Source organism: Paenibacillus macquariensis (assembly GCF_900156375.1).
GTDB classification, from domain to species: Bacteria; Bacillota; Bacilli; order Paenibacillales; family Paenibacillaceae; genus Paenibacillus_AQ; species Paenibacillus_AQ macquariensis.
This window is the reverse complement of sequence record NZ_FTNK01000003.1, coordinates 151,124-172,962: the sequence shown is the minus strand read 5'-3', so window position 1 is coordinate 172,962 and position 21,839 is coordinate 151,124. Positions and strand designations below refer to the sequence as shown.

At 40.7% G+C, this 21,839-nt stretch carries 23 protein-coding genes and 6 tRNA genes; 8 read left to right on the top strand and 21 right to left on the bottom strand.

Going from position 1 to position 21,839, the window contains the following annotated elements; all coding sequences use genetic code 11:
* Positions 1 to 4: 4 nt before the first annotated feature.
* Positions 5 to 451, bottom strand: coding sequence for a thiol-disulfide oxidoreductase DCC family protein (locus BW961_RS06575; protein ID WP_068583413.1), 447 nt, complete (start codon positions 449 to 451; stop codon positions 5 to 7).
* A gap of 126 nt (positions 452 to 577) precedes the next feature.
* Positions 578 to 856 carry a hypothetical protein gene (locus tag BW961_RS06570; protein ID WP_068582432.1) on the bottom strand — a complete coding sequence of 93 codons (279 nt, stop codon included), beginning with the start codon at positions 854 to 856 and terminating at the stop codon, positions 578 to 580.
* A 294-nt stretch (positions 857 to 1,150) separates the two neighbouring features.
* On the opposite strand from BW961_RS06570, the gene BW961_RS06565 reads away from it, so the two are divergent.
* Positions 1,151 to 1,630: a glutathione peroxidase gene (locus BW961_RS06565; protein ID WP_068582430.1), complete on the top strand. Its 480-nt coding sequence runs from the start codon at positions 1,151 to 1,153 to the stop codon at positions 1,628 to 1,630.
* A gap of 101 nt (positions 1,631 to 1,731) precedes the next feature.
* Here BW961_RS06565 and BW961_RS06560 read toward each other — a convergent pair.
* Positions 1,732 to 1,813 (bottom strand) — tRNA-Leu (locus BW961_RS06560).
* Between the two features lie 128 nt (positions 1,814 to 1,941).
* Positions 1,942 to 2,283 (bottom strand): helix-turn-helix domain-containing protein, encoded by a 342-nt coding sequence (locus BW961_RS06555; RefSeq protein WP_068582426.1) that lies wholly within the window; start codon positions 2,281 to 2,283, stop codon positions 1,942 to 1,944.
* 177 nt (positions 2,284 to 2,460) lie between these two features.
* Here BW961_RS06555 and BW961_RS06550 point away from each other — a divergent pair, with 177 nt between their 5' ends.
* The 3 genes from BW961_RS06550 (at position 2,461) to BW961_RS06540 (ending at position 4,864) form a co-directional block, all read left to right on the top strand.
* On the top strand, positions 2,461 to 3,093 hold the full coding sequence (locus tag BW961_RS06550; RefSeq protein ID WP_068582423.1) for a nitrogen regulation protein NR(II): 633 nt from the start codon (positions 2,461 to 2,463) through the stop codon (positions 3,091 to 3,093).
* An 89-nt stretch (positions 3,094 to 3,182) separates the two neighbouring features.
* A complete protein-coding gene (locus BW961_RS06545; protein WP_068582420.1) occupies positions 3,183 to 3,668 on the top strand; it encodes a MarR family winged helix-turn-helix transcriptional regulator in 486 nt (161 codons plus the stop codon).
* Positions 3,665 to 4,864: an MFS transporter gene (locus BW961_RS06540; RefSeq protein WP_068582418.1), complete on the top strand. Its 1,200-nt coding sequence runs from the start codon at positions 3,665 to 3,667 to the stop codon at positions 4,862 to 4,864. The genes BW961_RS06545 and BW961_RS06540 overlap by 4 nt, the downstream gene beginning before the upstream one ends.
* Before the next feature lie 68 nt (positions 4,865 to 4,932).
* Here BW961_RS06540 and BW961_RS06535 read toward each other — a convergent pair whose 3' ends face one another.
* The 7 genes from BW961_RS06535 to BW961_RS06505 all read right to left on the bottom strand — a co-directional run bounded on the left by BW961_RS06535 (position 4,933) and on the right by BW961_RS06505 (position 7,057).
* Entirely contained in the window at positions 4,933 to 5,811 is an 879-nt protein-coding gene (locus tag BW961_RS06535; protein ID WP_068582415.1) for an SDR family oxidoreductase, read from the bottom strand.
* A gap of 132 nt (positions 5,812 to 5,943) precedes the next feature.
* Positions 5,944 to 6,026: transfer RNA gene (locus BW961_RS06530), tRNA-Leu, on the bottom strand.
* Between the two features lie 7 nt (positions 6,027 to 6,033).
* A tRNA-Lys gene (locus tag BW961_RS06525) sits at positions 6,034 to 6,109 on the bottom strand.
* Positions 6,110 to 6,163: 54 nt separating this feature from the next.
* A tRNA-Glu gene (locus tag BW961_RS06520) sits at positions 6,164 to 6,238 on the bottom strand.
* A 132-nt stretch (positions 6,239 to 6,370) separates the two neighbouring features.
* Positions 6,371 to 6,462, bottom strand: a tRNA-Ser gene (locus BW961_RS06515).
* A 9-nt stretch (positions 6,463 to 6,471) separates the two neighbouring features.
* Positions 6,472 to 6,547: transfer RNA gene (locus BW961_RS06510), tRNA-Asn, on the bottom strand.
* Between the two features lie 30 nt (positions 6,548 to 6,577).
* The gene (locus BW961_RS06505) at positions 6,578 to 7,057 is read right to left on the bottom strand and encodes a SprT family protein (protein WP_139331564.1); all 480 of its coding nucleotides are present in this window, start codon (positions 7,055 to 7,057) and stop codon (positions 6,578 to 6,580) included.
* Between the two features lie 195 nt (positions 7,058 to 7,252).
* Between BW961_RS06505 and BW961_RS06500 the strand changes: the two genes are divergently transcribed.
* Together BW961_RS06500 and cmpA are read left to right on the top strand one after the other, a co-directional pair.
* Positions 7,253 to 7,603, top strand: coding sequence for a hydrolase/acyltransferase (locus BW961_RS06500; protein WP_068582409.1), 351 nt, complete (start codon positions 7,253 to 7,255; stop codon positions 7,601 to 7,603).
* A gap of 80 nt (positions 7,604 to 7,683) precedes the next feature.
* Positions 7,684 to 7,815, top strand: coding sequence for a cortex morphogenetic protein CmpA (gene cmpA / locus BW961_RS29800; RefSeq protein WP_139331551.1), 132 nt, complete (start codon positions 7,684 to 7,686; stop codon positions 7,813 to 7,815).
* Between the two features lie 87 nt (positions 7,816 to 7,902).
* On the opposite strand, the gene BW961_RS06495 is transcribed toward cmpA, so the two are convergent.
* The 6 genes from BW961_RS06495 to BW961_RS06470 form a co-directional block, all read right to left on the bottom strand.
* Positions 7,903 to 10,077, bottom strand: coding sequence for a Tex family protein (locus BW961_RS06495; RefSeq protein WP_139331563.1), 2,175 nt, complete (start codon positions 10,075 to 10,077; stop codon positions 7,903 to 7,905).
* 250 nt (positions 10,078 to 10,327) lie between these two features.
* Positions 10,328 to 10,678, bottom strand: coding sequence for a type II toxin-antitoxin system PemK/MazF family toxin (locus tag BW961_RS06490; protein ID WP_068527880.1), 351 nt, complete (start codon positions 10,676 to 10,678; stop codon positions 10,328 to 10,330).
* Between the two features lie 3 nt (positions 10,679 to 10,681).
* Positions 10,682 to 10,963: a CopG family ribbon-helix-helix protein gene (locus tag BW961_RS06485; RefSeq protein WP_068528371.1), complete on the bottom strand. Its 282-nt coding sequence runs from the start codon at positions 10,961 to 10,963 to the stop codon at positions 10,682 to 10,684.
* A 228-nt stretch (positions 10,964 to 11,191) separates the two neighbouring features.
* Complete coding sequence (alr, locus tag BW961_RS06480) at positions 11,192 to 12,376, bottom strand: alanine racemase (protein WP_068582399.1); 1,185 nt, start codon at positions 12,374 to 12,376, stop codon at positions 11,192 to 11,194.
* A 208-nt stretch (positions 12,377 to 12,584) separates the two neighbouring features.
* Positions 12,585 to 13,673 carry a LolA family protein gene (locus tag BW961_RS06475; RefSeq protein WP_068582396.1) on the bottom strand — a complete coding sequence of 363 codons (1,089 nt, stop codon included), beginning with the start codon at positions 13,671 to 13,673 and terminating at the stop codon, positions 12,585 to 12,587.
* A 242-nt stretch (positions 13,674 to 13,915) separates the two neighbouring features.
* Entirely contained in the window at positions 13,916 to 15,319 is a 1,404-nt protein-coding gene (locus tag BW961_RS06470) for an NAD-dependent malic enzyme (RefSeq protein ID WP_068582393.1), read from the bottom strand.
* A 233-nt stretch (positions 15,320 to 15,552) separates the two neighbouring features.
* Here BW961_RS06470 and BW961_RS06465 point away from each other — a divergent pair, with 233 nt between their 5' ends.
* Together BW961_RS06465 and BW961_RS06460 are read left to right on the top strand one after the other, a co-directional pair.
* Complete coding sequence (locus tag BW961_RS06465; RefSeq protein ID WP_068582389.1) at positions 15,553 to 17,790, top strand: alpha/beta hydrolase family protein; 2,238 nt, start codon at positions 15,553 to 15,555, stop codon at positions 17,788 to 17,790.
* Positions 17,791 to 17,824: 34 nt separating this feature from the next.
* Complete coding sequence (locus BW961_RS06460; RefSeq protein WP_082867390.1) at positions 17,825 to 18,055, top strand: hypothetical protein; 231 nt, start codon at positions 17,825 to 17,827, stop codon at positions 18,053 to 18,055.
* Positions 18,056 to 18,250: 195 nt separating this feature from the next.
* On the opposite strand, the gene BW961_RS06455 is transcribed toward BW961_RS06460, so the two are convergent.
* The 4 genes from BW961_RS06455 to BW961_RS06440 form a co-directional block, all read right to left on the bottom strand.
* The gene (locus tag BW961_RS06455; protein WP_068582387.1) at positions 18,251 to 18,943 is read right to left on the bottom strand and encodes an ABC transporter permease; all 693 of its coding nucleotides are present in this window, start codon (positions 18,941 to 18,943) and stop codon (positions 18,251 to 18,253) included.
* Positions 18,936 to 19,859, bottom strand: a complete 924-nt coding sequence (locus BW961_RS06450; protein ID WP_068582383.1) for an ABC transporter ATP-binding protein — start codon at positions 19,857 to 19,859, stop codon at positions 18,936 to 18,938. The genes BW961_RS06455 and BW961_RS06450 overlap by 8 nt, the downstream gene beginning before the upstream one ends.
* A 100-nt stretch (positions 19,860 to 19,959) precedes the next feature.
* Positions 19,960 to 20,895, bottom strand: a complete 936-nt coding sequence (locus BW961_RS06445) for a sensor histidine kinase (RefSeq protein ID WP_068582380.1) — start codon at positions 20,893 to 20,895, stop codon at positions 19,960 to 19,962.
* 1 nt (position 20,896) lies between these two features.
* A complete protein-coding gene (locus BW961_RS06440) occupies positions 20,897 to 21,595 on the bottom strand; it encodes a response regulator transcription factor (protein ID WP_068582377.1) in 699 nt (232 codons plus the stop codon).
* Between the last annotated feature and the right edge of the window lie 244 nt (positions 21,596 to 21,839).

Sequence of the window (21,839 nt, the reverse complement as noted above, 5' to 3'; positions counted from 1 at the left end):
CACGTTATTCTAGAAATCTTTCCTTAAGTTCCGGCGACGGTAACATGCATTGATCCGATTTTCCGAACCATCGATAGCGGTGTCTAGCTACGTACTCATAAATCGCATCCCTTATACCCCTCGGAACGATAATGAGACCATATACAAGCGGCCATGGAAATTTCAAGTGTCTAGAAATACGTAAAGCTGCTGTTGATTTCGTGTAGTAATTTCCATTTTGAATTAAGACTATGGTATTTATAACATCTGTAGGAAATCCACCTCTAGCTAATAACTTCTGTCCCGTATGCGACTGCAAGGAGGCAAAGTGAAATCTCCCTCCATGATCATGTCGGACAATAAATTTCGTGGCACCTTGGCACAAATTACAAATACCATCAATGAGTACAATGGAAGAAGGGCTCATTTTTGAAGAACCATTCTTAAGTGCATCATGATTGCTTTCTTCCATACCCATCCCTGCCTCTCATCATTTCTCACTAGACATTATTATCATACCACGACATCAACCCAGCTTTCTTATAACAAAGAAAAAAAGCGCAGGATAAATTCCCACGCTTTCTTACTAGCAAACACTTTACTTAGCAATAGCCTTTTCAAGCCATTCATTATCAATGATCTGCTGCTGTAGAACGCCACCAAAGTTCTCCATACATTTGCAAATGAAGTCTTTGCGACATATAGGACAAGGTGTTTTTAGCAGTCTGCTGATGTTGGTCATTTTCCATTCTGGATAACGGTTATAAAACGTGCGGCACTGTGTTCCGTCTGCCAAATAGATGATGAATTCATACAATCCATCTTTCTCATTGTTACTGGCTTCTTCCACGTTCGAAATTATTGGTCTGTAAGACATCAGTATCACCCATTTTATATTAAATTTGCTAACAAAATCTAAAGAATGCTCATCCAACAAGTACTTAGACATTTTAATGAATTTTCAACTTGATGTCAATTTATTATACCACTACTATGATCCGGATGAGTAGTGAAGTAGTAAACACATTGCAATAACACAATATAATTATATATAAATATTTCTTTATGATAAAATAAATGGGATCCATTTCGCTTATATTTGATTTCCCGTACATTTACAGAAATAAGGTATTAAGAATTAATACTTAAATAGTGTTAGGAGATGAATATCATGAGTATATACGATTATCAAGTGAATACCATTCGTGGGGAACAGGTCTCTTTATCGAATTATCAAGGAAAAGTACTTCTTATTGTCAATACGGCAAGCAAATGTGGGTTCACACCTCAATACACAGGACTACAAGAACTCTACGAGAAGTATAAAGACCATAATTTCGAAATTTTAGGTTTCCCAAGCAATCAATTTAAAGAACAAGAGCCAGGTTCTAACGATGATATTGAACAATTTTGTCAACTAAATCATGGTGTAACCTTTCCCTTATTCGAAAAAATAGATGTGAAGGGCAATACCGCCCATCCTTTATTCCAATACTTATCTAAACAAGCTCCAGGTGTTCTTGGGTCTACAGCCGTGAAGTGGAACTTCACTAAATTTCTGGTCGACAGTGACGGGAAAGTCATCAAACGTTTTGCTCCGGCGACTACACCTGATAAAATCGAACATATCATTGAAGATCTTTTGAAATAAAAAGGAAACAGTAACTCTCCCTCCGATATTTCTCACAACAAAAAGACCCACTTCAAATTGAAGTGGGTCTCAGTGATCCTACACGTATACTACTTACTCGATGCGGTCGGCGGGATTTGAACCCGCACACCCAATGGGCACTACCCCCTCAAGGTAGCGTGTCTGCCGTTCCACCACGACCGCTTACAATAAAAAGGATTACCTTTTAGCAATACAATAATATATTCTACATGGATGACCATGAAAAGTAAAGAAATACACTATAGAGTTAAAAATAGGTACTCTTCATGTACATACATAAATTATTCCGATTAACGATTTCGTCTATAATCTGTAAATTCGATGTATTCTTTTATAAAATCAATTTCTTGTTTGCTTAATTTAGATGTTCCAGGTTGTATCATACCAAGTATATATTGTTCGCGCTCTTCCTTTAACAATTCATTATTCGGTTCTCTACCCACGATGAGCCAATCCAAGCTAATATTGAAATAAGCACCAATCTCAACTAATTTATTCGTACTTGGTGTGGACTTCCCTCTCTTCCAATCACCCAAATTCCCTGTACTGATTCCTAACTCTTCGCAAAACAACTTCTTAGTCATCCTTTTGTTCTTAATCAGGTATTCAATTCTCTCGTAAATAGTCTTCATCTTATGACCGCCTTCCGCTGTTGCGAAAATAAAATTAAAAATGACGTATATAAGTAAAACCTCTTGAACTCTGACGTAACAAACGTATATAATAATCGGTAGTTTATGGTTGAATTATATCACATAATTTCCACCAATTTGTAATATTCCATTCATTTTGCGGGGAGAGAGTAACTCATGCCTAATTTGACCGCCACACTTCATAACGAAGTCATTCATTCATTGCAGCAAAGTATTGCAGTCCTAGATTGTGATGGTTATGTCATTGCTGTAAATCCAGCTTGGGGTGTAATGTCTACGTCAAATAACGTCCCTTCAAATTTTCAATGGATCGGTATTAACTTTTTTCAAATTTGTGAATCGCCTTTTCGCACGGAAAACATCGAGATGAACACCTTATTAATGAACTCCTTCCAATCCATTCTGCATGGACATTTACATTCATTTTCTCAGGACTTTAGTTTAATGATAGATAATAAGCTGAAATGGTTCATGTTAGATGTATCTCCACTTTTAGCTTATGGCATGAATTCTATTAAAGGAGCTATCCTATCCCTCACGAACATTAGCTCAAGAAAACAATTAGAACATGATTTACAGGAATCTCTTTCACAGATTCGAACCCTTCGAGGACTGATACCCATCTGTGCTGTCTGCAAACGGATCAAGGATGAAGAGCTATGGAATGCCATTGAAAACTTTTTGGAGAAACATACTTATGCTGAGTTCACTCATGATATTTGCCCAGATTGTATACGTAGTCTATACCCTAAATATTCTTCTGTATTGGATCGCCCATCCGAATCATAATACAAGACTAAGTAAACGTTATGTTGGAACGACTTTGTATCCTGATTGACAATTTTAGTTGTCATACATATACTTGTTATGACAACTAAATGGCAAAGGAAGTGGTTATTCTGTTTAGATTTTCTTCCCCCGAGCAGGCTATCGGATATAAATATACCCCTGTATTTCGCAAAATAAGCGCCTTATTTGCATATCAACTTAGACCGTATGACATTACGCCTGAGCAACGATCCGTACTCTATCAGTTATACCTTGAAGAAGGCATTAACCAGAAAGAGATCGCATTACGTACCGATAAAGATCAACCTACGGTAACGCGAATCTTAGATGTTCTTGATAAGAAACAACTCATTATTAGACACACAGACCCTGCCGATCGCAGGGCATTTTTGATCTGTGCAACAGATTCTGCTAAGAAACTTATTCTAGATACGATTCCCCTGGAGTTAGCATTGAATGACCTCTTAGTATCTGGAGTCACAGATGAGCAGCTCGAGTTATTTGAGCACATCATGCAACAAATTAAGCATAACATCGATAAAATCGATCAAAATAAGGAGTCATCGAAAGAATGAAAAACAACCTAGAGAAACTCTGGACTCGAGATTTCATCATGCTCACCCTCTGTAACCTATTATTATTTTTAAATTTACAAATGTTATTATCTCCAATGTCTGCTTATGTTAAGGATCACTTCCATGCAAATGACCTAACCGTTAGTCTTTTCACAACCGTATTCGCACTTTCTGCCATCGCATCGCGACTGTTCTCCGCCAAAGCATTAGAAAAAGGAAAAAGAAACACAATCCTTTTCACAGGACTCATTCTCATCGTACTCGCTACCTTCGGATATTTATGGAGTGGAACATTAGCGTTATTACTGACCATGCGTGTTTTATTTGGGATCGGCTTCGGGATGGGAAGTACAACCTTACCCACGATGGCATCCGGTGTGATACCAACTAGACGATTAGGAGAAGGTTTGGGCTATTTCGGGTTATCCACTAGTATTGCTTTATCCCTCGGTCCTGTCATCGGAACCTTTCTGTTAGATCAACATGGTTTTACCACATTAGTATATGCAACCTTAGGTTTATCCTTGTTGATACTGCCATTAATCTATCCCCTTAGCAAAAAAGTAAAGGCGCCAACCATAGCACCTCAAGATCTATCAGAAACAACGAAACAACCAGGTTTCAATAAAAGTCTACTTTTGCCAAGCCTACTTAACATGTTGATGTCCATCACATATGGCGGTTTATTAAGCTTTTTGATCCTTTTTGGAAAAGAAGCTCATCTCGCGAATGTATCGTTGTTCTTCTTATTTAATGTTATTTCCGTCATTATCATCCGGCCGATATCAGGTAAACTTTATGATCGTAAAGGCCATGTCGTTCTTCTCATACCAGCAGCTCTATTTCTAATTGCAGGATTAATTTTACTTTCTTATTCAACAACTACCGGCTTCTTGGCAGTTGCAGCATTATGTTATGGTGTGGGCTTTGGAACCGCACAACCTACACTTCAATCTTGGATGATTCAATCTGTCTCACCACCACAACAAGGTATGGCAAATAGTATGTATTTCAATTCACTTGATCTCGGAGTGGCCATTGGCGCTCTCCTTCTAGGTCAAATCGCTTCCCACTCCAATTATGCTATGATGTACCGCTATTCATCTATATTCCTTGTATTATTCATTGTAATCTATGCTATCTATATGATGAACCAATCCAAGACTAATGCCGCACGAAAACATATGTTAGGTTAATTTCAGAACTAACGCCCTTGAAACCATCAATATACGGTTTCAAGGGCGTTTTCCACTTCCAGCTAACACTATCCTTCTTTCGACAGCACTTCAGCATAGTAATCACCCCAGTGCAGCTGCGTTTCATCCTTATCCTGATATCCATACTCTTCTACAAGTCCCCAAGTACTGAATGCCTTTCCAGATTTCCGCATGATTTCAGGATCAGCAGCCAGTGATGCTACCGCTCGACCAATGTACCATGGCGTTTCTGAAGCTATAAAATGAGGATCTTTACGTGCACCCTCTTGCCAGTTCTCCTCCGTCACACCAAAGTATTCAAGCATAGCTTCCGAACGTAGAAATCCAGGTGAAAGAGCAAGTGCACTGACATTCGAATCAGACAAGTCTGCAGCCATTGCAGTAGCCAGATGAATCACTGAGGTTTTCGCAAGGCTGTAATAAAGATTGCCCCGGTAATCGTAGTTAACACCGTCTGTTATCTCTATAATCAGTCCGCTTTTTCTCTTCTTCATCAGTGGTGCCCCATAGTAACTCGTAATCATATGCGAAAAAACGGCTCGTTGCTGCATTAACAGTCCATTCGCTAATGAACTTTCCCAAAAAGGGGTTCCCCATTCCGTAAGAGAATCCCCTCCCCATACGTCATTAACTAGTAAATCTAATCGTCCATTCTGCTCTTCGGCGACCCGTTCGAATAACAATTTCACTTCACTCTCAATCGTGTGATCTACGCGCACAGGAATACCTAAGCCACCCATAGCAGTAACAATCTCTGCTGTCTCATCAATGGTTTCTGTCCGCCCCATATCCGATAGTTGACCGCGAACACTCCGTCCTGTTACATAGACGGTCGCTCCCGCCTCTCCAAGCATTGCTGCAATTCCTCTGCCTGCTCCTCGAGTAGCTCCAGCCACCACCGCAATCTTGCCTTGTAAATCCGGCATTTCATGATCCCTCCACTTCAATTATTCTGTTGGATAACAGTATAGTTTAAATCTGCATATTGAAGCAATAATGTGTGCGGACAACAAAAAATAACCCTTACTAAGGTAAGGATTACTTGGATGAAACTATAATGCGGGCGAGAGGATTTGAACCTCCACGGGGTTGCCCCCACTACCCCCTCAAGGTAGCGTGTCTGCCGTTCCACCACGTCCGCGTAATAATGGTGAGCCATGAAGGATTCGAACCTTCGACACCCTGATTAAAAGTCAGGTGCTCTACCAACTGAGCTAATGGCTCTCGGTGACTTCACAATGATGTGTGCCATAAGTGAGGAAAAAATTAAGATTACAATGGTGACCCGTAGGGGAATCGAACCCCTGTTACCTCCGTGAAAGGGAGGTGTCTTAACCGCTTGACCAACGGGCCATAATGATTGACTTCTTGTGACGACAAAAACGATTATAGCAAAAATATAATGCCATGACAAGCATTTTTTTCACAAAAAAAAGAACCTATTAGGTTCATTGGTTAATCACTAATCAAATCATCTAATAAAAATGGCGGAGAGAGTGGGATTCGAACCCACGCACCGCTTACGCAGTCTAACCCCTTAGCAGAGGGTCCCCTTATAGCCACTTGGGTATCTCTCCAAATAATAATGGCTCCCCGAACAGGGCTCGAACCTGTGACAACTCGATTAACAGTCGAGTGCTCTACCAACTGAGCTATCAGGGAACAATAAACATGAATACAATCATTAATATATCATCCTGATGAATTCGAGTCAAGTTCATATATTCGCAGTTTGCCGCTACATTTTCCACAACGGTAGCGCTTTGGGTCCACCTTCCGCTTACGAAGATACTCCATTCCACATTGACTACAAGTCAGCTTATATCGGTACGGCTGAGGTTTTCTAGCTTTAGTTCCAGGCAACGATTGACAGAATCTACTACCACCCACTTGCTTCAAGAGCTGTTTGAATTCTGGATCACGATGTCGGTATCCTCTACCTCTCAGATGGAGGTGATAGTGACATAATTCATGTTTAATAATCTTTTCCACTTCATCATTGCCGAAGTTATCCAGTTGATGCGGATTAATCTCGATGTTGTGCCCTTTCAAGAAATATCGCCCTCCTGTAGAAGACAATCGACCATTAAACATGGCACGATGTTGAAAGGGGACTCCGAAACTATCCATAGAAATCTTCTCTACCCATGCCTGCAGTTCCTCATTCGTCATATTTTCTTTCATAGATTCGGTACGTTTCCTTTCGAAAAGGTCATATAGAAACAACAATTTGAGGGCTAGTATTCCTGTAGTTCAATCCATATACTTGAATTTTAACTTCATCATACGCTACACTGTCAAGTATAGCGATTGAGAGAAAAGATAGTATAGCATTTATTCATTTAATAAGGAGGTTTCCTACAAGATATGGAAAAGATGAGATACGTTATTCTACAGCAACAACAGGAACTTCAGTTTGTAGAAATGCCTGCAGACTACGCTTACCAGCTAAGTGCCCTTAATTTACGCCTCAATAAAGAGATCAGCAAACTGACAGCCCTTGAAATCCCCACCTTGCCACTAGCTATCGCTGAATGCGATACTTTAGATCTTTTGCAAGAGCAATATTCGATACAAAATGGACTACATTACATCAATGAATTAGAACAATCCTTTTCATCCATTGATGAGAAAAGTTATCCAATCATATCACTGCTCACGGAAATCCGTGCTCTTCAAGCTCAGCTAGAGCAATGGTACGAAGAAGAATTCGAATAGATAACATGTAGACCTGCACAAATTGGGCTTCTCCTCCATATGTTAAACATACAGATGGAATGCAAGAGGAGGAGATACCCTTGCCGCAATGGCTAAGTAATCAATTAATGCGTGCTTTCATTAAGAGAGATCGTCGCCAAATTAAACTGCTTAATGAGTGCTGGTTTTTCTACCACAATACTCCTGAAGATAACAGTAGTAGGTCTTCATAAGTGGCATCATACTTATAAGTACATGAAAAAAGCTTCGCCATCCTTATAGGGAAGCGAAGCTTTTTCTTGTGCCTATTAATCAGATGATTAAACCTGATCCTTCCGAGGATTCCTCATCGTAAGTCCAACACGGCCCTTTTTCTCATCGATATTGAGTACCCATACCGTCACATTATCTCCAACAGAAACGATATCCATAGGGTGCTTAACATAACCGTTACTTAATTGTGAGATGTGTACTAATCCATCATTTTTGATTCCGATATCCACGAAAGCTCCGAAGTCAATAACATTACGAACAGTACCTTGCATCTCCATACCCGGTGCTAAATCTTCCATCTTCAACACATCAGTACGGAAGATCGGCAGAGGAAGCTCCTCACGAGGATCGCGTCCAGGACGCTGTAAGCTTTCCAATATATCACGTAACGTTGGTACACCAACCTCTAGTTTGGTTGCTAGAATCTCAACATCTTGTTGTTCTAGGATGTGACTGAGTTCTTGGCTTCCCAATTTCTCTAACCCCACATTTATTTCACGGAATATACGATCTACAACAGAATAGGACTCTGGATGGATTGGTGTGCTATCAAGCAGATCTTTCCCTTCTGAAATTCTCATGAATCCAATACATTGCTCGTACGTTTTTGCCCCTAAGCGTGGAACCTTTTGCAATTGTTTACGGGTAAGGAACTTACCATTCTCTTCGCGATACTTCACGATATTCTTAGCAGTTGTCGCATTCACTCCTGCTACATAAGACAATAGCGATGGCGAAGCCGTATTTACATCAACGCCAACATGGTTAACGGCTGATTCAACGACTGCCTTGAGGCTCTCTTCCAAATGTTTCGGACTCACATCATGCTGATACTGACCAACACCAATGGCTTTAGGATCAATCTTTACTAACTCAGCCAATGGATCCTGAATACGACGAGCAATGGAAACAGCACTGCGCTCAGCAACATCCAGATCAGGGAATTCTGCTGCCGCTAACTTAGAAGCAGAATACACACTTGCACCTGCTTCATTGACGATAAGATATGCAAGTTCTTTGTCGTTAAGATCGCTAATAATTTCAGCAACGAATTGTTCTGTCTCTCTAGAAGCCGTTCCGTTCCCAATAACAATCAATTGAATCTTATACTTGGAGATCAATTCTTGGAATTTCTCGGTTGCTTCCCGCTTTTTATTATGTGGTGGCGTAGGATAGGTAACTGCTACTTCCAGTAGTTTACCTGTATCATCCACTACCGCAAGCTTACAACCTGTACGGAAGGCAGGGTCTACACCCAATACACAACGACCTTTCACTGGCGGTTGTAAGAGCAAGCTACGCAGGTTACCTGAGAAGATAGAAATTGCTTGATTCTCACCCTTCTCCGTCAATTCTGCACGAATCTCCCGCTCAATAGACGGCGCTATTAGACGTTTGTAAGCATCTTCAACAACGGATTGCAGTACATTTTTGACAATAGAATCACCCTTGATTACTTGAGTACCCATATAGGAATGAATAGATTCCGCTGGTACGTCAAGGCCCACTTTAAGAATGTTCTCTCTTTCACCACGATTAATAGCAAGAATACGGTGAGGAGGCATTTTCTTAGCCAGTTCTTTGTAACTATAGTAGTTCTCGTATACTGACTCTTGTTCCTTATCCTTAGCTTCGGAATCCAACAATCCATGATCCATCGTATATCGGCGTACCCAAGCACGGATCACTGCTTCATCTGCAATGTTCTCTGCAAGGATATCCATTGCGCCTTGGATCGCATCCTCAGGTGAATCTACACCTTGTTCAGCATCCACATATGACGCTGCCTCAATGGTTAAATCTCCTTGCTTAGGCTGATCCCATATCCAACTCGCCAAAGGCTCCAAACCTTTTTCCTTCGCCATACTCGCGCGAGTTTTGCGCTTTTGCCGATATGGACGATACAGATCTTCCACTTCTTGCAATTTGACTGCTTGTACAATAGATGCCTTTAGTTCTACTGTAAGTTTTCCTTGCTCATTTATTATTCGAATGACTTCCCGCTTACGTTCTTCTAAATTCCGCAAGTAGCCTACGCGTTCTTCGATATCTCTTAGTTGATTCTCATCGAGTTCTCCCGTCATTTCTTTACGATAACGAGCAATGAATGGAATGGTATTCCCTTCATCCAATAACCCTACTGTTGTACGAACTTGCTTCAAAGAGATGTTCAATTCTTTAGCGGTCTGTTTAACAATACGTTCTTGTTCTTCCGCTTTCATCTCGACTTCATCTATCTCTACAACTACATCTTGTTCTGACAATGATATCCCTCTTTCCACCTTGGCTATAGAACCTTATTATCACAAACTTTCGAGTAGATTTCCACTCTACCCACTTAATCGCCTTGAACTGAAGCAGATGTCATCCTCTTCTTATGTCTAGTATAATTCATCGCTGGACAAACATCAGGAAAGGCGCACCCTTAGGTCCGCCTTAATTCCCGCTATAATATAAACCGAAGATAATCCTTTAAAAATCAATTAAACTTAAAGAGATTAGCAGAGCTTCATCTACCTTCTTCATGGTTTCCTCATCAAGATGTGTAATCTTATCTGTTAGTCTTTGTTTGTCAATCGTCCGAACTTGCTCCAACAAAATGACGGAATCCCTGTCAAATCCATGAGAGATTGCATCAATCTCTACATGGGTAGGAAGCTTCGCCTTTTGAATTTGCGCGGTAATCGCCGCTACGATTACCGTAGGACTGAAACGATTACCAATGTCATTCTGAATGATCAAAACAGGCCTTACCCCTCCCTGTTCAGAACCTACAACAGGTGAAAGGTCCGCGAAAAATACATCACCGCGTTTTACAATCAATGTTCACACCCCGCTTACTGAGCGGCCTAAAGTGCTGTCCGCATCTTCCTCTGCGTGGAAAGCCTCAGACGCCATGGTCAAGTTAATCTTTGCCATTTCCATGTAGCCACGTTGCATGGACTCACGGATGTATCTCTTCTTCCGTTCCGTCAAATACAGCTTCATGGCTTGCCTTATGAGTTCACTACGATTGGAATTCTCCAGCGCGACGATCCCGTCCACTTCCTGCAAAAGATGATCTGGTAAACTGATCATTATTCTCTTCGTGTTCTGCAAATTAGCCACCTTCTCTTCCACCCCCACAACACCTTATCACCTGAGCACCAGTATAGCTTAATTCAAGGAAATTTATACAAAGGAATATATATGCTAATCGTATATCATGTATGCTACATTCCATTATAAACTACAATCAGCATTTACGTAAGACAAACTCTCACTTCCAAAAGACAACAATTGAGATCTTTTCTTACAATCCTTTATCCTCATTAAAAAGCCACTTGGTGATCATATCTAAAGCATTAAAGGGTTGACTACGTGTTGAAGGATTCCACCTTGAATATAGTGGCGCGGAATCCTTGCAGCTAACATACAGATCACTTCGTAATGGATGGTACCTAGCTTGGATGCCAACTCATCTGCAGTAATACAATCGCCAGACTGTTGGCCGATGAGAACAACCTCTTCACCCACTTGAATTTCTTTTGCCTCTTCAGCAAAAGTTTGCAATGATACCATACACTGGTCCATGCAGATTGTTCCGACGACAGGAATGCGGCGTCCGCGTATTAGTACTTCTGCCTTGCCACTCAGCATACGGGAATATCCATCAGCATAACCGATCGGAAGTGTTGCAATAACTTCATTATCTTCCGTCACATATTTGCTACCGTAGCTAATTCCCGCATGAGGAGGAAGCGTCTTAACATATACTGTTTGCGTCTTCAGCGTCAATACCGGGGTCAATGCAATCTTCTGAGCATTCACTTCATCTGATGGATAGAGTCCGTACAAGCTGATGCCTATACGTACCATATTATGCGATATAAGTGGCATGTCGATTGCAGTCGCACTGTTTCCCGTATGTATAATGGGGATATGATACCCCTTCTCTTCTAATGCATCAGCAACGCATAGAAACCGTCGGTACTGCTCCAGTGTATAACTTTTATCTTCTTCATCTGCCTTGGCGTAATGTGTATACAACCCTTCAACTTCAATACCTGGGATCGAGAAAGCCTTTTCTATAAAAGATTGAGCTTCATCACCAGGGAAAAGTCCAAGTCGCCCCATTCCACTGTCGATCTTGATGTGTACTTTTAAAGGTTTATCCGTGCTTTGAACCGGTAATTGGCTCATGGCATCAAGCACTTCCTGCGTAAACAATGTTACCGTAATATCATTTTCCCAAGCAACTTGGATAGCTTCAGGAGGCGTATACCCCAGAATCAAAATTGGGAGCTGTATACCTGCTCGACGAAGCTCTAACGCTTCATCCAAGAAAGCAACACTAAGATAATTAGCACCCACTTTCTCCATTTCTTGAGCCACCTTCACCGCGCCATGTCCATAAGCATTGGCCTTTACACAAGCTAATATCATCATATCTTGTGGTAATGCCGAGCGGAAAACATGATAATTTGCAATGAGATGGTCCAAATTAATCTCCGCTATTGTTGGTCGATAGTTTACTAGCAATTCCAGTCACCTTCTCTGAAGTTTGAGCAATCATCATTAGATGTTTGTATTAAACTAATGGTAATGTTCTGGAAGGCGTCTGTCAATTGCCCTTAGACTATCTGGTACAGCCATTTATACACATTCGCCACAACCTATAAAGAAAAGACGGATGTCCTTTATTGTAGAGGGAGAGTACCCCAACAATACGGACATCCGTCTACAACTATTATTTACCCGTTTGTTCGGATAAAGACTCTGCAACTTTCCTCATTTCAATGTCTGGAAGATTAGCACTCGTAATTCGGAATTCAATTCCATCATCCATCCACGTTAAAGTCTTCTGCTCATCACCAGTCAATAGTCCCACCGTAAACCCTAGATCAATCACTTCACCTGGTGCAAGGGATACCGCACGATCAAGGGGCCGTGCTTCCATTACTGTGTATTGATACGTTCCGTCATAACGTAATACGACTGCATGATCTTTACTATTAGCTATTTGAGTTATATCGTTCTTCACAACACCCTCAGGAATATAGTCTGGTTCGATAACACCGAAGCTACCTAATTCCTTCTTAACCGGCTCAGGTTGCGTTCCCTCGGACAAGACTGGTTCGATTGCATTACCAGACTCATCTACTTCTGTAATCGTTCCGAGCGAATCACCCATCGCTGTCATGTTCCGTTGCATATCGAATGAATCTTTATCGAACTTGGCATTGAATTCAAATTCATTAAATTTCACTTCAACAACAACATTAGCTTCGGAATCTGATACCTGCACCTGCTTCGGTGCATAACTATCTTTATTCAGCCAAATCTTTTGCCGAACAAGGGATTGACTGTGATAATTCGCTGCAACATCAAAGACATAACTTTCCTTGTCATCTACGAATTGGCGAGTGTTGTCCGTGAGGATACCTCTAGCCAGTGTCTGAAATAAATACACTTGCCCTTGATTCTCCGGCCAATCACTTTGGAATCTAAAGCTTTTGTTCAGACTTGGTGTAAGAACAAATACCCCATCATCATTGCGTAGAACGATTTGCGTAATATCTTTCTGGGCATTCTTCAAGCTAATCCGATAAAATGAAGGATTCTGATACCATACTTCCACATCATACTGCTGTGGCTTCTCACCTGTGTACAACGTCATGTTACCTTTGCCTTTGTAAGAACCGTCCTTGCTTTGTAACTTGTCGACCACGTTGTTCAGGTCTTTAACTACGGAAGCAGCATCCTTCTTACCACCGCAACCTGCCAACACGACGGTAACGCATAACACCATAGCAAGCACCCATGATATCCGGCGCATGACATCATCCCCTTTATCCACATGTATTGAATTGATTAGTACATGTCTATGAGGGACTTGGTCACAATATGCAGACTAGCATGACAAGCTTTGAAGATGTTTACGTAAGATGGGTGGATTCTTAACGCTGCAATGCTGATAGAACCTTACTAGCTACCGGATTATTGCGAAACCAATTCATTATACCAACTTACGTTATGCACATTCTCTCGATCTTGCGAATAACCGAAGCTAACACGCTATTATCTAAAATCAGGCGGAATACGCCGTGCCACGCCCGTTAGTATAGCTGCTTCAATAATGGCTTTACGCACCGCCGGAACGACCTTGTCATTGAATATACTTGGGATGATATATTGTTCGTTAAGTTCATTATTCGATACAACGGAGGCAATTGCGCGCGCTGCTGCTAATTTCATTGGCTCATTGATTCGTGTGGCACGGCAATCAAGCGCCCCTCGGAATAAGCCAGGAAATACGAGCACATTGTTAATTTGATTCGGATAATCACTTCGTCCAGTTGCCAATACAGCTACATGCGCAAGCGCTTCTTCAGGATTTATTTCAGGCTCTGGATTAGCCAAGGCAAATACAATGGATTGCTCGTTCATTGACTGAATATCATCTCCGTTCAATAAACCTCCACGTGACACGCCGATAAATACATCTGCTCCGCGAATGAGTTCTTTTAATGACCCAGACTCCTTCTCAACTTGTGGTTGCTCTGCAAGCCACTGCCACATGGGATGTTCATACTTTCCACCATGGATAATGGCACCTTCCTTGTCCACAGGCACAAGACGTGTAACACCTGCATCCAGTAGCATTTTGCATATAGATACCCCTGCCGCTCCAATACCGTTAACAACGATGCGAACATGGTTAATCCGTTTATTTACAATCTTCAGCGCATTTAGGAGTCCCGCGATCACAACTACTGCGGTCCCATGTTGATCATCGTGGAAGATCGGTATATCGAGCTCTTCGGTCAACCTTTGCTCGATTTCAAAACAACGAGGCGAACTAATATCCTCAAGGTTAATGCCACCAAATATAGGACTGACCGCTTTAATAGTACGGATAATTTCTTCAGTATCTCTCGTATCTAGACACAGTGGAAATGCATCTACACCCGCTAGTTGTTTAAATAACATGGCCTTTCCTTCCATGACAGGTGCTGCTGCATAGGGGCCTATATCGCCAAGTCCAAGTACAGCTGTTCCATCTGAAATCACGGCGACTGTATTACGTTTGATGGTTAACGAATAAGCTTTACTCGGATTCTCATGAATAGCCTTACACACTTTAGCTACACCTGGTGTGTATACCTGCGACAGATCCTCACGGTTCCTGATCGGAAGTGTTGGTTGAATAACGATTTTTCCACCCAGATGAACGAGAAAGGTACGGTCGGATACGTTAATCACTTTAATACCACTCAGATTTTTTAACGACTCAACAATTAAAGATTCACTATGATCCCCTCCATCTACCGTTATGTCACGGATCGATGATTCCTTACCCGGACGGATGACGTCAATTGACGTAATATCCCCACCTGCTTTACTCACTGCAGCGGCTACATCTCCAAAGCTAACTTTGGCATGATCTAATTCCAACCTTACAATAATACTTGTTTGGGCCATCTGGAAATCCACCTCCGCTATATTTGTAAGCGCATTCATAAACTATGAAATATTCTTTTGTTGTATAGATAATATACAATATTTGAATGCATTGAACAATGTAGACTACATATTCCCCACTCTATCACATCCTATTATGTGACATACTAATCAAGAAGTAACAACACAACTCAACCATCAGCGTGTTACAATAGTTGTATATACTTTCTACTTAATATGACTAGGGAGACCTCATGGAACTCGAAACTACGATATACGCACCATTGAAACCTTCATTCCGCTCACGAATAAGATTTCGGCTCAAATCAACATTTGCTTTAGATACACGTTTTTGGAGGATCGCTCAAAGTGGTGTTTGGGCTGCATTCTGTTTTATATTTGCGTTAACCTCGCTAAGCATGCCAACTGGATTAGGGACTAGCCTTGATATATTCTTATCTATCACAGTTGGGACTCTTGGCCTCGCAATTTCAGCGACCCTACTTGCATTACTACTCGCCTTGATTGGACTTCCTATTCCACGTTTGTTTACTGGTGGAGTTTTATTTAATTTGATCGCTATTTATTTGTTGTTTTGGATTCCAGGAAGCGGCATTGCCGTATCCATCGCTTCATCCGTGACCATCACCTTACTAGGCGTGCTCCTGGGTTGTTGGATGGCGCTTATAGCTAGTCAGCATATCAAGACACGGACCAAATGGGTATTCTCTATTACGCTTTGTATCCTGTCATCCATCGTCATAAGTCTCCTCTCTAGTGAAAAGTCAGATATCAATCAGGAGTTCAGGATCTCCAATAGTGAAGTCTCTACCATTCCACTTCCAAGTCCAGCGGACCCAGGCTTATTCGACACGACGTATTTCACTTACGGAAGCGGTTATGATCTGCACCGAGAGGAATACGGACTTAAGGCCGAGCTCAAATCATCGACCGTTGATACCTCTTCCTATATTAACAAATGGCCTAGGCTACGTTCCCTTTTTTGGGGATTTAATCAAAAGTCACTTCCTTTAAACGGTAGAGTCTGGATGCCTGCGGGTGAAGGGCCATTTCCGCTTGTAATGATGGTTCATGGCAATCATTTAATGGAGGATTATTCCGATGAAGGATATGGTTATCTCGGTGAATTACTAGCTAGTAGAGGGTTTATTGCCATTTCGGTTGACGAGAACTTCCTGAACTATTCCGTATGGTCGAATATACCAGAGAACGACATCAAAGCACGTACTTGGCTTCTTCTCAAGCATTTACAACAAATCGAAACATTCTCGGACCAGTCTGAGACTCCGTTCTATCATAATGTCAACTTCGAGCAAATTGCTCTCATTGGTCATTCTCGAGGTGGGCAAGCAGTTGCTATGGCGGCAGACGCAGAGCGTTGGTTCCGATCCGACCCAGATCTAAAAAAAGACCTCAATAACTTTTCTATTAAAGCAGTGATCGCTCTGGCACCAACGGATACAAAGGTCGATGGGATACAAGCGAAACTCCGTAATGTCAGCTATATGGTGCTTCAAGGGTCACGAGATGGAGATTTGAATGAGTATTTCGGTGAACGTCAATATGATCGTGCTAGCTTCACCCCGGATGATGAAGGATTTAAAACCTATCTCCATATTCCTAATGCCAACCACTCCCAGTTCAATACCACCTGGGGAGGGCTCGATATAAGTATGCCGAAAGGGCTCTTTCTCAACCGAAGCGAAATGATGCCGGCATCTGATCAAAGACAAATCGCTAAGGTGTATATTTCTGCCTTTCTAGAAACTACGCTACACGAGTCTCACGGCTATAATCCATTATTTCGTGATTACCGAACAGGACGTGATTGGCTACCAGATTCCATCTATTACAATAGATTTGAGGATGGAAATTTCTTGGCACTTGCAAGATACGATGAAGACACAGACAGAACAACCCTCTTAAATAAAGGTACAGCTAAAGCAAGTAATGGACTGCGTTGGACTGAACGATCTAGCACGCCACAGAATAAGAGTGTTCTTTTGGAAAAAAGAGAAAGTAAATCGCAACCATTATCCTACTCCCTGAGTTGGGATGATGATAAAACATTAAATCAATTTACAGAAGCCGATGGATTGTCATTATCGATCGCAGACCAAAGTACGGAAGTAGGGCTTGAACAGGACAACATTCTCCCACTTTCCGAAATGACGATTACCTTAGACACGAGTGATGGAGTGTCCGTTACCCTCCCACTGTCTCAATTCATGACTCTACAGCCCATGATTATCCCTCAGTTCACAAAAAGTAAGTGGCTTGAGAAGCATTTCGATGATGGGAACTATAATCTGCCAGAGAAAGCGATACTACAAACGATTGAATTACCTTTTGAAGCTTTTGAGCGAGCTAATACTAACTTCAAATCAGCTCATATCCATAGAATTACTTTAAATTTCAATCATGGTCCTATTAAAATCATATTGGATGATGTGGGACTATATCGAAATTAAAGAAAAGTGTACAATAGTAGGGGAGGTGAATGACGTGGACAACGAAATACTTCGTTATACATTTGCATATAAGGTCATATCTACAGGTAATGAGGAACAAATTAGCGTATTTGCCGATAGCAAAGAGAAAGCTTTCGAGCTTGCTTTAGAAACGGCTTATGATTATGAGTTTACTTCTAAGGAAGATATTGAAATGGGGCAACTCTTGAGCATTTCTAAAGCTGTTGGTGACAATTACGTTGAATGTGCAGGTTGCGCATCCTAATCACAACAAGAGGCATCCCAAAGTCATAGAAAAATGGCTGGGATGCCTTTTTTTCTCTTATCAATCCGGACGACTCTCCACCCATTCGCATATCATTCTAACCTCTGCATTATCACATATAGACAGTCCCATATTCAAACAAAAAAAGTTCTGCTATTATGCAGAACTTTTTTTGTTTAGACTTTATTTCGTAGATTACACAATATCCACTCTATCAATATTTCTAAAAGTGAAATAGGCTATACCCACACCTATCACTGCAAGTGTAAGTGGAATCGCGATAATATTACTTACTGAGAAATTACCACTGTTAGAGTTAACTAAACTAATAATCAAAAGGGTTGATAGAATCGTAGTAGGGACTGATTTCTTCCGCATTCCAAAATATAAGCAGATGAGACTCATCCCCGTTGCCGCTATAGACTGAACGACCATATTCACTAACGCTTGTGATAACCAATTGTTAGATAGATCATTCGGAACAAGGTTAAGATAATGATTGATCATGATAAATGCCCCTGATACAAACACATTTGAAACCACGATCACGATGAATGTCATCCCTGTAATCAGTAGGATTTTAGCAAGGATAATTTTTTTGCGTTGGATCGGGTAAGTAAACAGAACTGATATCGTATTATTCTTATATTCCTCTATGATTAATTTGGCAAAGAGTACGGATGCGAAAATAACAAACGTCACTCTAACGAAAGTTCCTACGATTGATAGTGCTTCAGTTACGCCTGAGAACATCGGACCTTCCTCTATACTATCTGCATAAGGCATAAAGCACATGAATAGAAGAATACATAGATTAGCTATCACAACCCCTTTGAAGTACCTTCCCATTTTATTCTTCTTAATCTCAAGCTTCATCAAGTTAAGCATAGTTCTCAACCTCCTCTATTTGTGTTAAGAAGTATTCTTCTAACGACGCTGTCTTTTTATTAATCGATTCGATAGCAACGTCATTCATGATCAATATTTTGGAAATGTCCGATTGAGCTATGCCAGTCTCGTAAATACGAATAACCGAGTTATCCATGACCTTGAAATTCGTGATATGAAGCTTATTCTCCAGAATAAATGTTGCCTTCTTGTAATCAGGTGTCTTGAGCTCCACATAGTCGGTATTCTGTCCTTTGATCGTATCCATGGGTATTTCTTGAATCAGCCTTCCACTCTTAATGATGCCGATCGTATCCGCTATCATCTCAACTTCTCCCAATAGGTGACTTGAGATTAATAATGTCATCCCATATTCTTTACTCAGCATACTGAATACATTTCTCATATCTTTCATACCAACAGGATCTAGCCCATTGATAGGTTCATCTAGAATTAATAGCTCTGGCTTCGTGATGATAGATCTAGCGATACCAAGCCGTTGTTTCATACCAAGAGAGAAATCTCGGACAGCTTTGCGATCGACGTTCGTTAAATGTACTAATTCCAGCGCTTCTTTGATCGCCTTCTTATTATAAAAACCCATATAGGCGCAGTGTAATTCTAGATTCTCAAGTGCTGTCAATTTGTCATAAAAAACAGGATACTCAATAATGCTACCTATACGCTTAAGATATTCAATGGACGTCTGTGTTAGAGGTTCTCCGAATATTTCAATGTCTCCACTGGTCGGCTTGACCAGATTCAGTAACATCTTCATCACAGTCGTCTTACCCGCTCCATTAGGACCTAAGAATCCATATATCTGTCCTTGGCTAACGCTCATACTCACATCTGTTACGACATCTTTACCATGAAATGATTTGGTTAAATGATTCGTGCTTAGGATAATGCTCATTTTTTTTGGCTCCTTCAAATGTTCTTATCTTTAGAATAGAGCAGAACCTTTTCTTTTTTATTTCATAATTCTTAAGAAATTCTTACGAATACAGATTATGCTAATATGTAGCTCGTTGAAGTTGTACGGTAAAGGTCGTCTTTTTAAAAGGTATACTGCGAAGATGGATTTGCCCACCCAATTGTTCAACCAACCTTTTCGTTATCGTGAGCCCCAGTCCGCTTCCTTGGAATGATCTATTTCTTGAGTCTTCGAGTGTGTACATTCTTTCAAATACAAGATCATGGTGTTGCTCGTGAATGCCTTTCCCTTGATCCCACACATCAATATATACATAGGCTTCGTCACTTCTTAACTTTATACCTATGACTTTACCATCAGCTCCGTATCGAATCGCGTTATCCATGAGGTTATTTAATATTCGTTCCAAGGCTTCTTCGTTCGCGTAGGCATATATCGGAGTTTCTGAAATTTCAATCGTAGGTTGAAGATGATGACTTTGAATCACATCATAGAACGAAAGAATACTATTCTTGCACACACCATTCATGTTCACACGTGTGATAACAAAATCCTGATCATCTGACTCTAACTTAGCCAAATCAAAAAAGTTATGAATCATCTTCACGATCTCTTGCGCCTTTTGATGAAGCATCTTTAATAAGCGTTCTTGTTCTTCCTTATCTAAATTAGGTTCATGAAGGATCATTTCGATTGTTCCGAGAACAACGGTTAAGGGCGTCTTTAAATCGTGGGACATATTAGCAAGCATCCGTCTCATAACCATTTCTGTTCGCGTAAATTGTGCTGTTAACTCTTGGTTAGCGTCTAGTAACAAATTCATCGCCGTTAATAGGGATTGGAGGTTTACATCATCGGTCACTCTCAGGAGTTTCTCTGAAGACTTATTCTCTACAATAGAAATTAATTTGTTGTAACAATATTTCAAATCATCTGTTCTTCTCTTTGAAGATATGTATTGAATCATTATGATGATACTTAATATTAGAATGATACTAATGAATAGAATTGTCATACTAGAACTCTCCTAGTCTATAACCAATTCCCCATAGGGTCTTAATATACTGAGGCTCCGAAGGGATGTCTTCAATCTTCTCTCTTAATCTTCTCATATGTACATTAATGATATTCTCATCTCCATAATAGGGTTCATCCCACACCGATTGATAGATATGTTCCTTAGTGAATACCTTTTTAGGATTGGTCATTAATAACTTTAGAATTTGTAATTCCTTAGAAGTTAACTTAAGTTCTTGTCCATTCTTGCTAACGGTTAGATTGTCCATATCCAACACGATCTCATGAATCTCGACGATGTTCGTTCTAGGAACAACAGGGACATTCATATGATAATTCGCTCGCCTTAGCGCCGCTTTGACTCTAGCCGAAAGTTCTATCATTGAGAATGGCTTAGGAATATAATCATCTGCTCCAAAACCCAGTCCTAATGCCTTATCTACCTCACCATCTTTAGCAGATACTATCAGAATCGGAATCAGACTTTTCTCTCTAATTATTCTCAAGAAATCCATCCCACTTAATTTTGGAATCATTAAATCTAGAAGAATCAAATCGAATGCACCTTCGGTAAACTTCCGTAAAGCCTCTTCTCCATCATGCGCATGAACGACCGAAAACCCCTCTCTTTCTAAGTAGTTCACTACCATTTCACCAATGGAAGGTTCGTCTTCTACGAGTAATATTGTTCCTGACATTGTTTCTCCCCCTACTACCTATCACTTGTTATATCTATGATTGTATCTTACTTCCAACACATTATCATCCCACTAAATGGAAAATAAATGCTAGTAAAATCCATTATTTCAAACGAATGATCTACCACGTCTGAACTCCTTGACCTCCAACTACTTTCTACCTAAAGATTGGATATATTTCATTGACCGGTATACTATTAGTATATATAATTCATATATACTCAATATGTGCCTAAAATGCGTT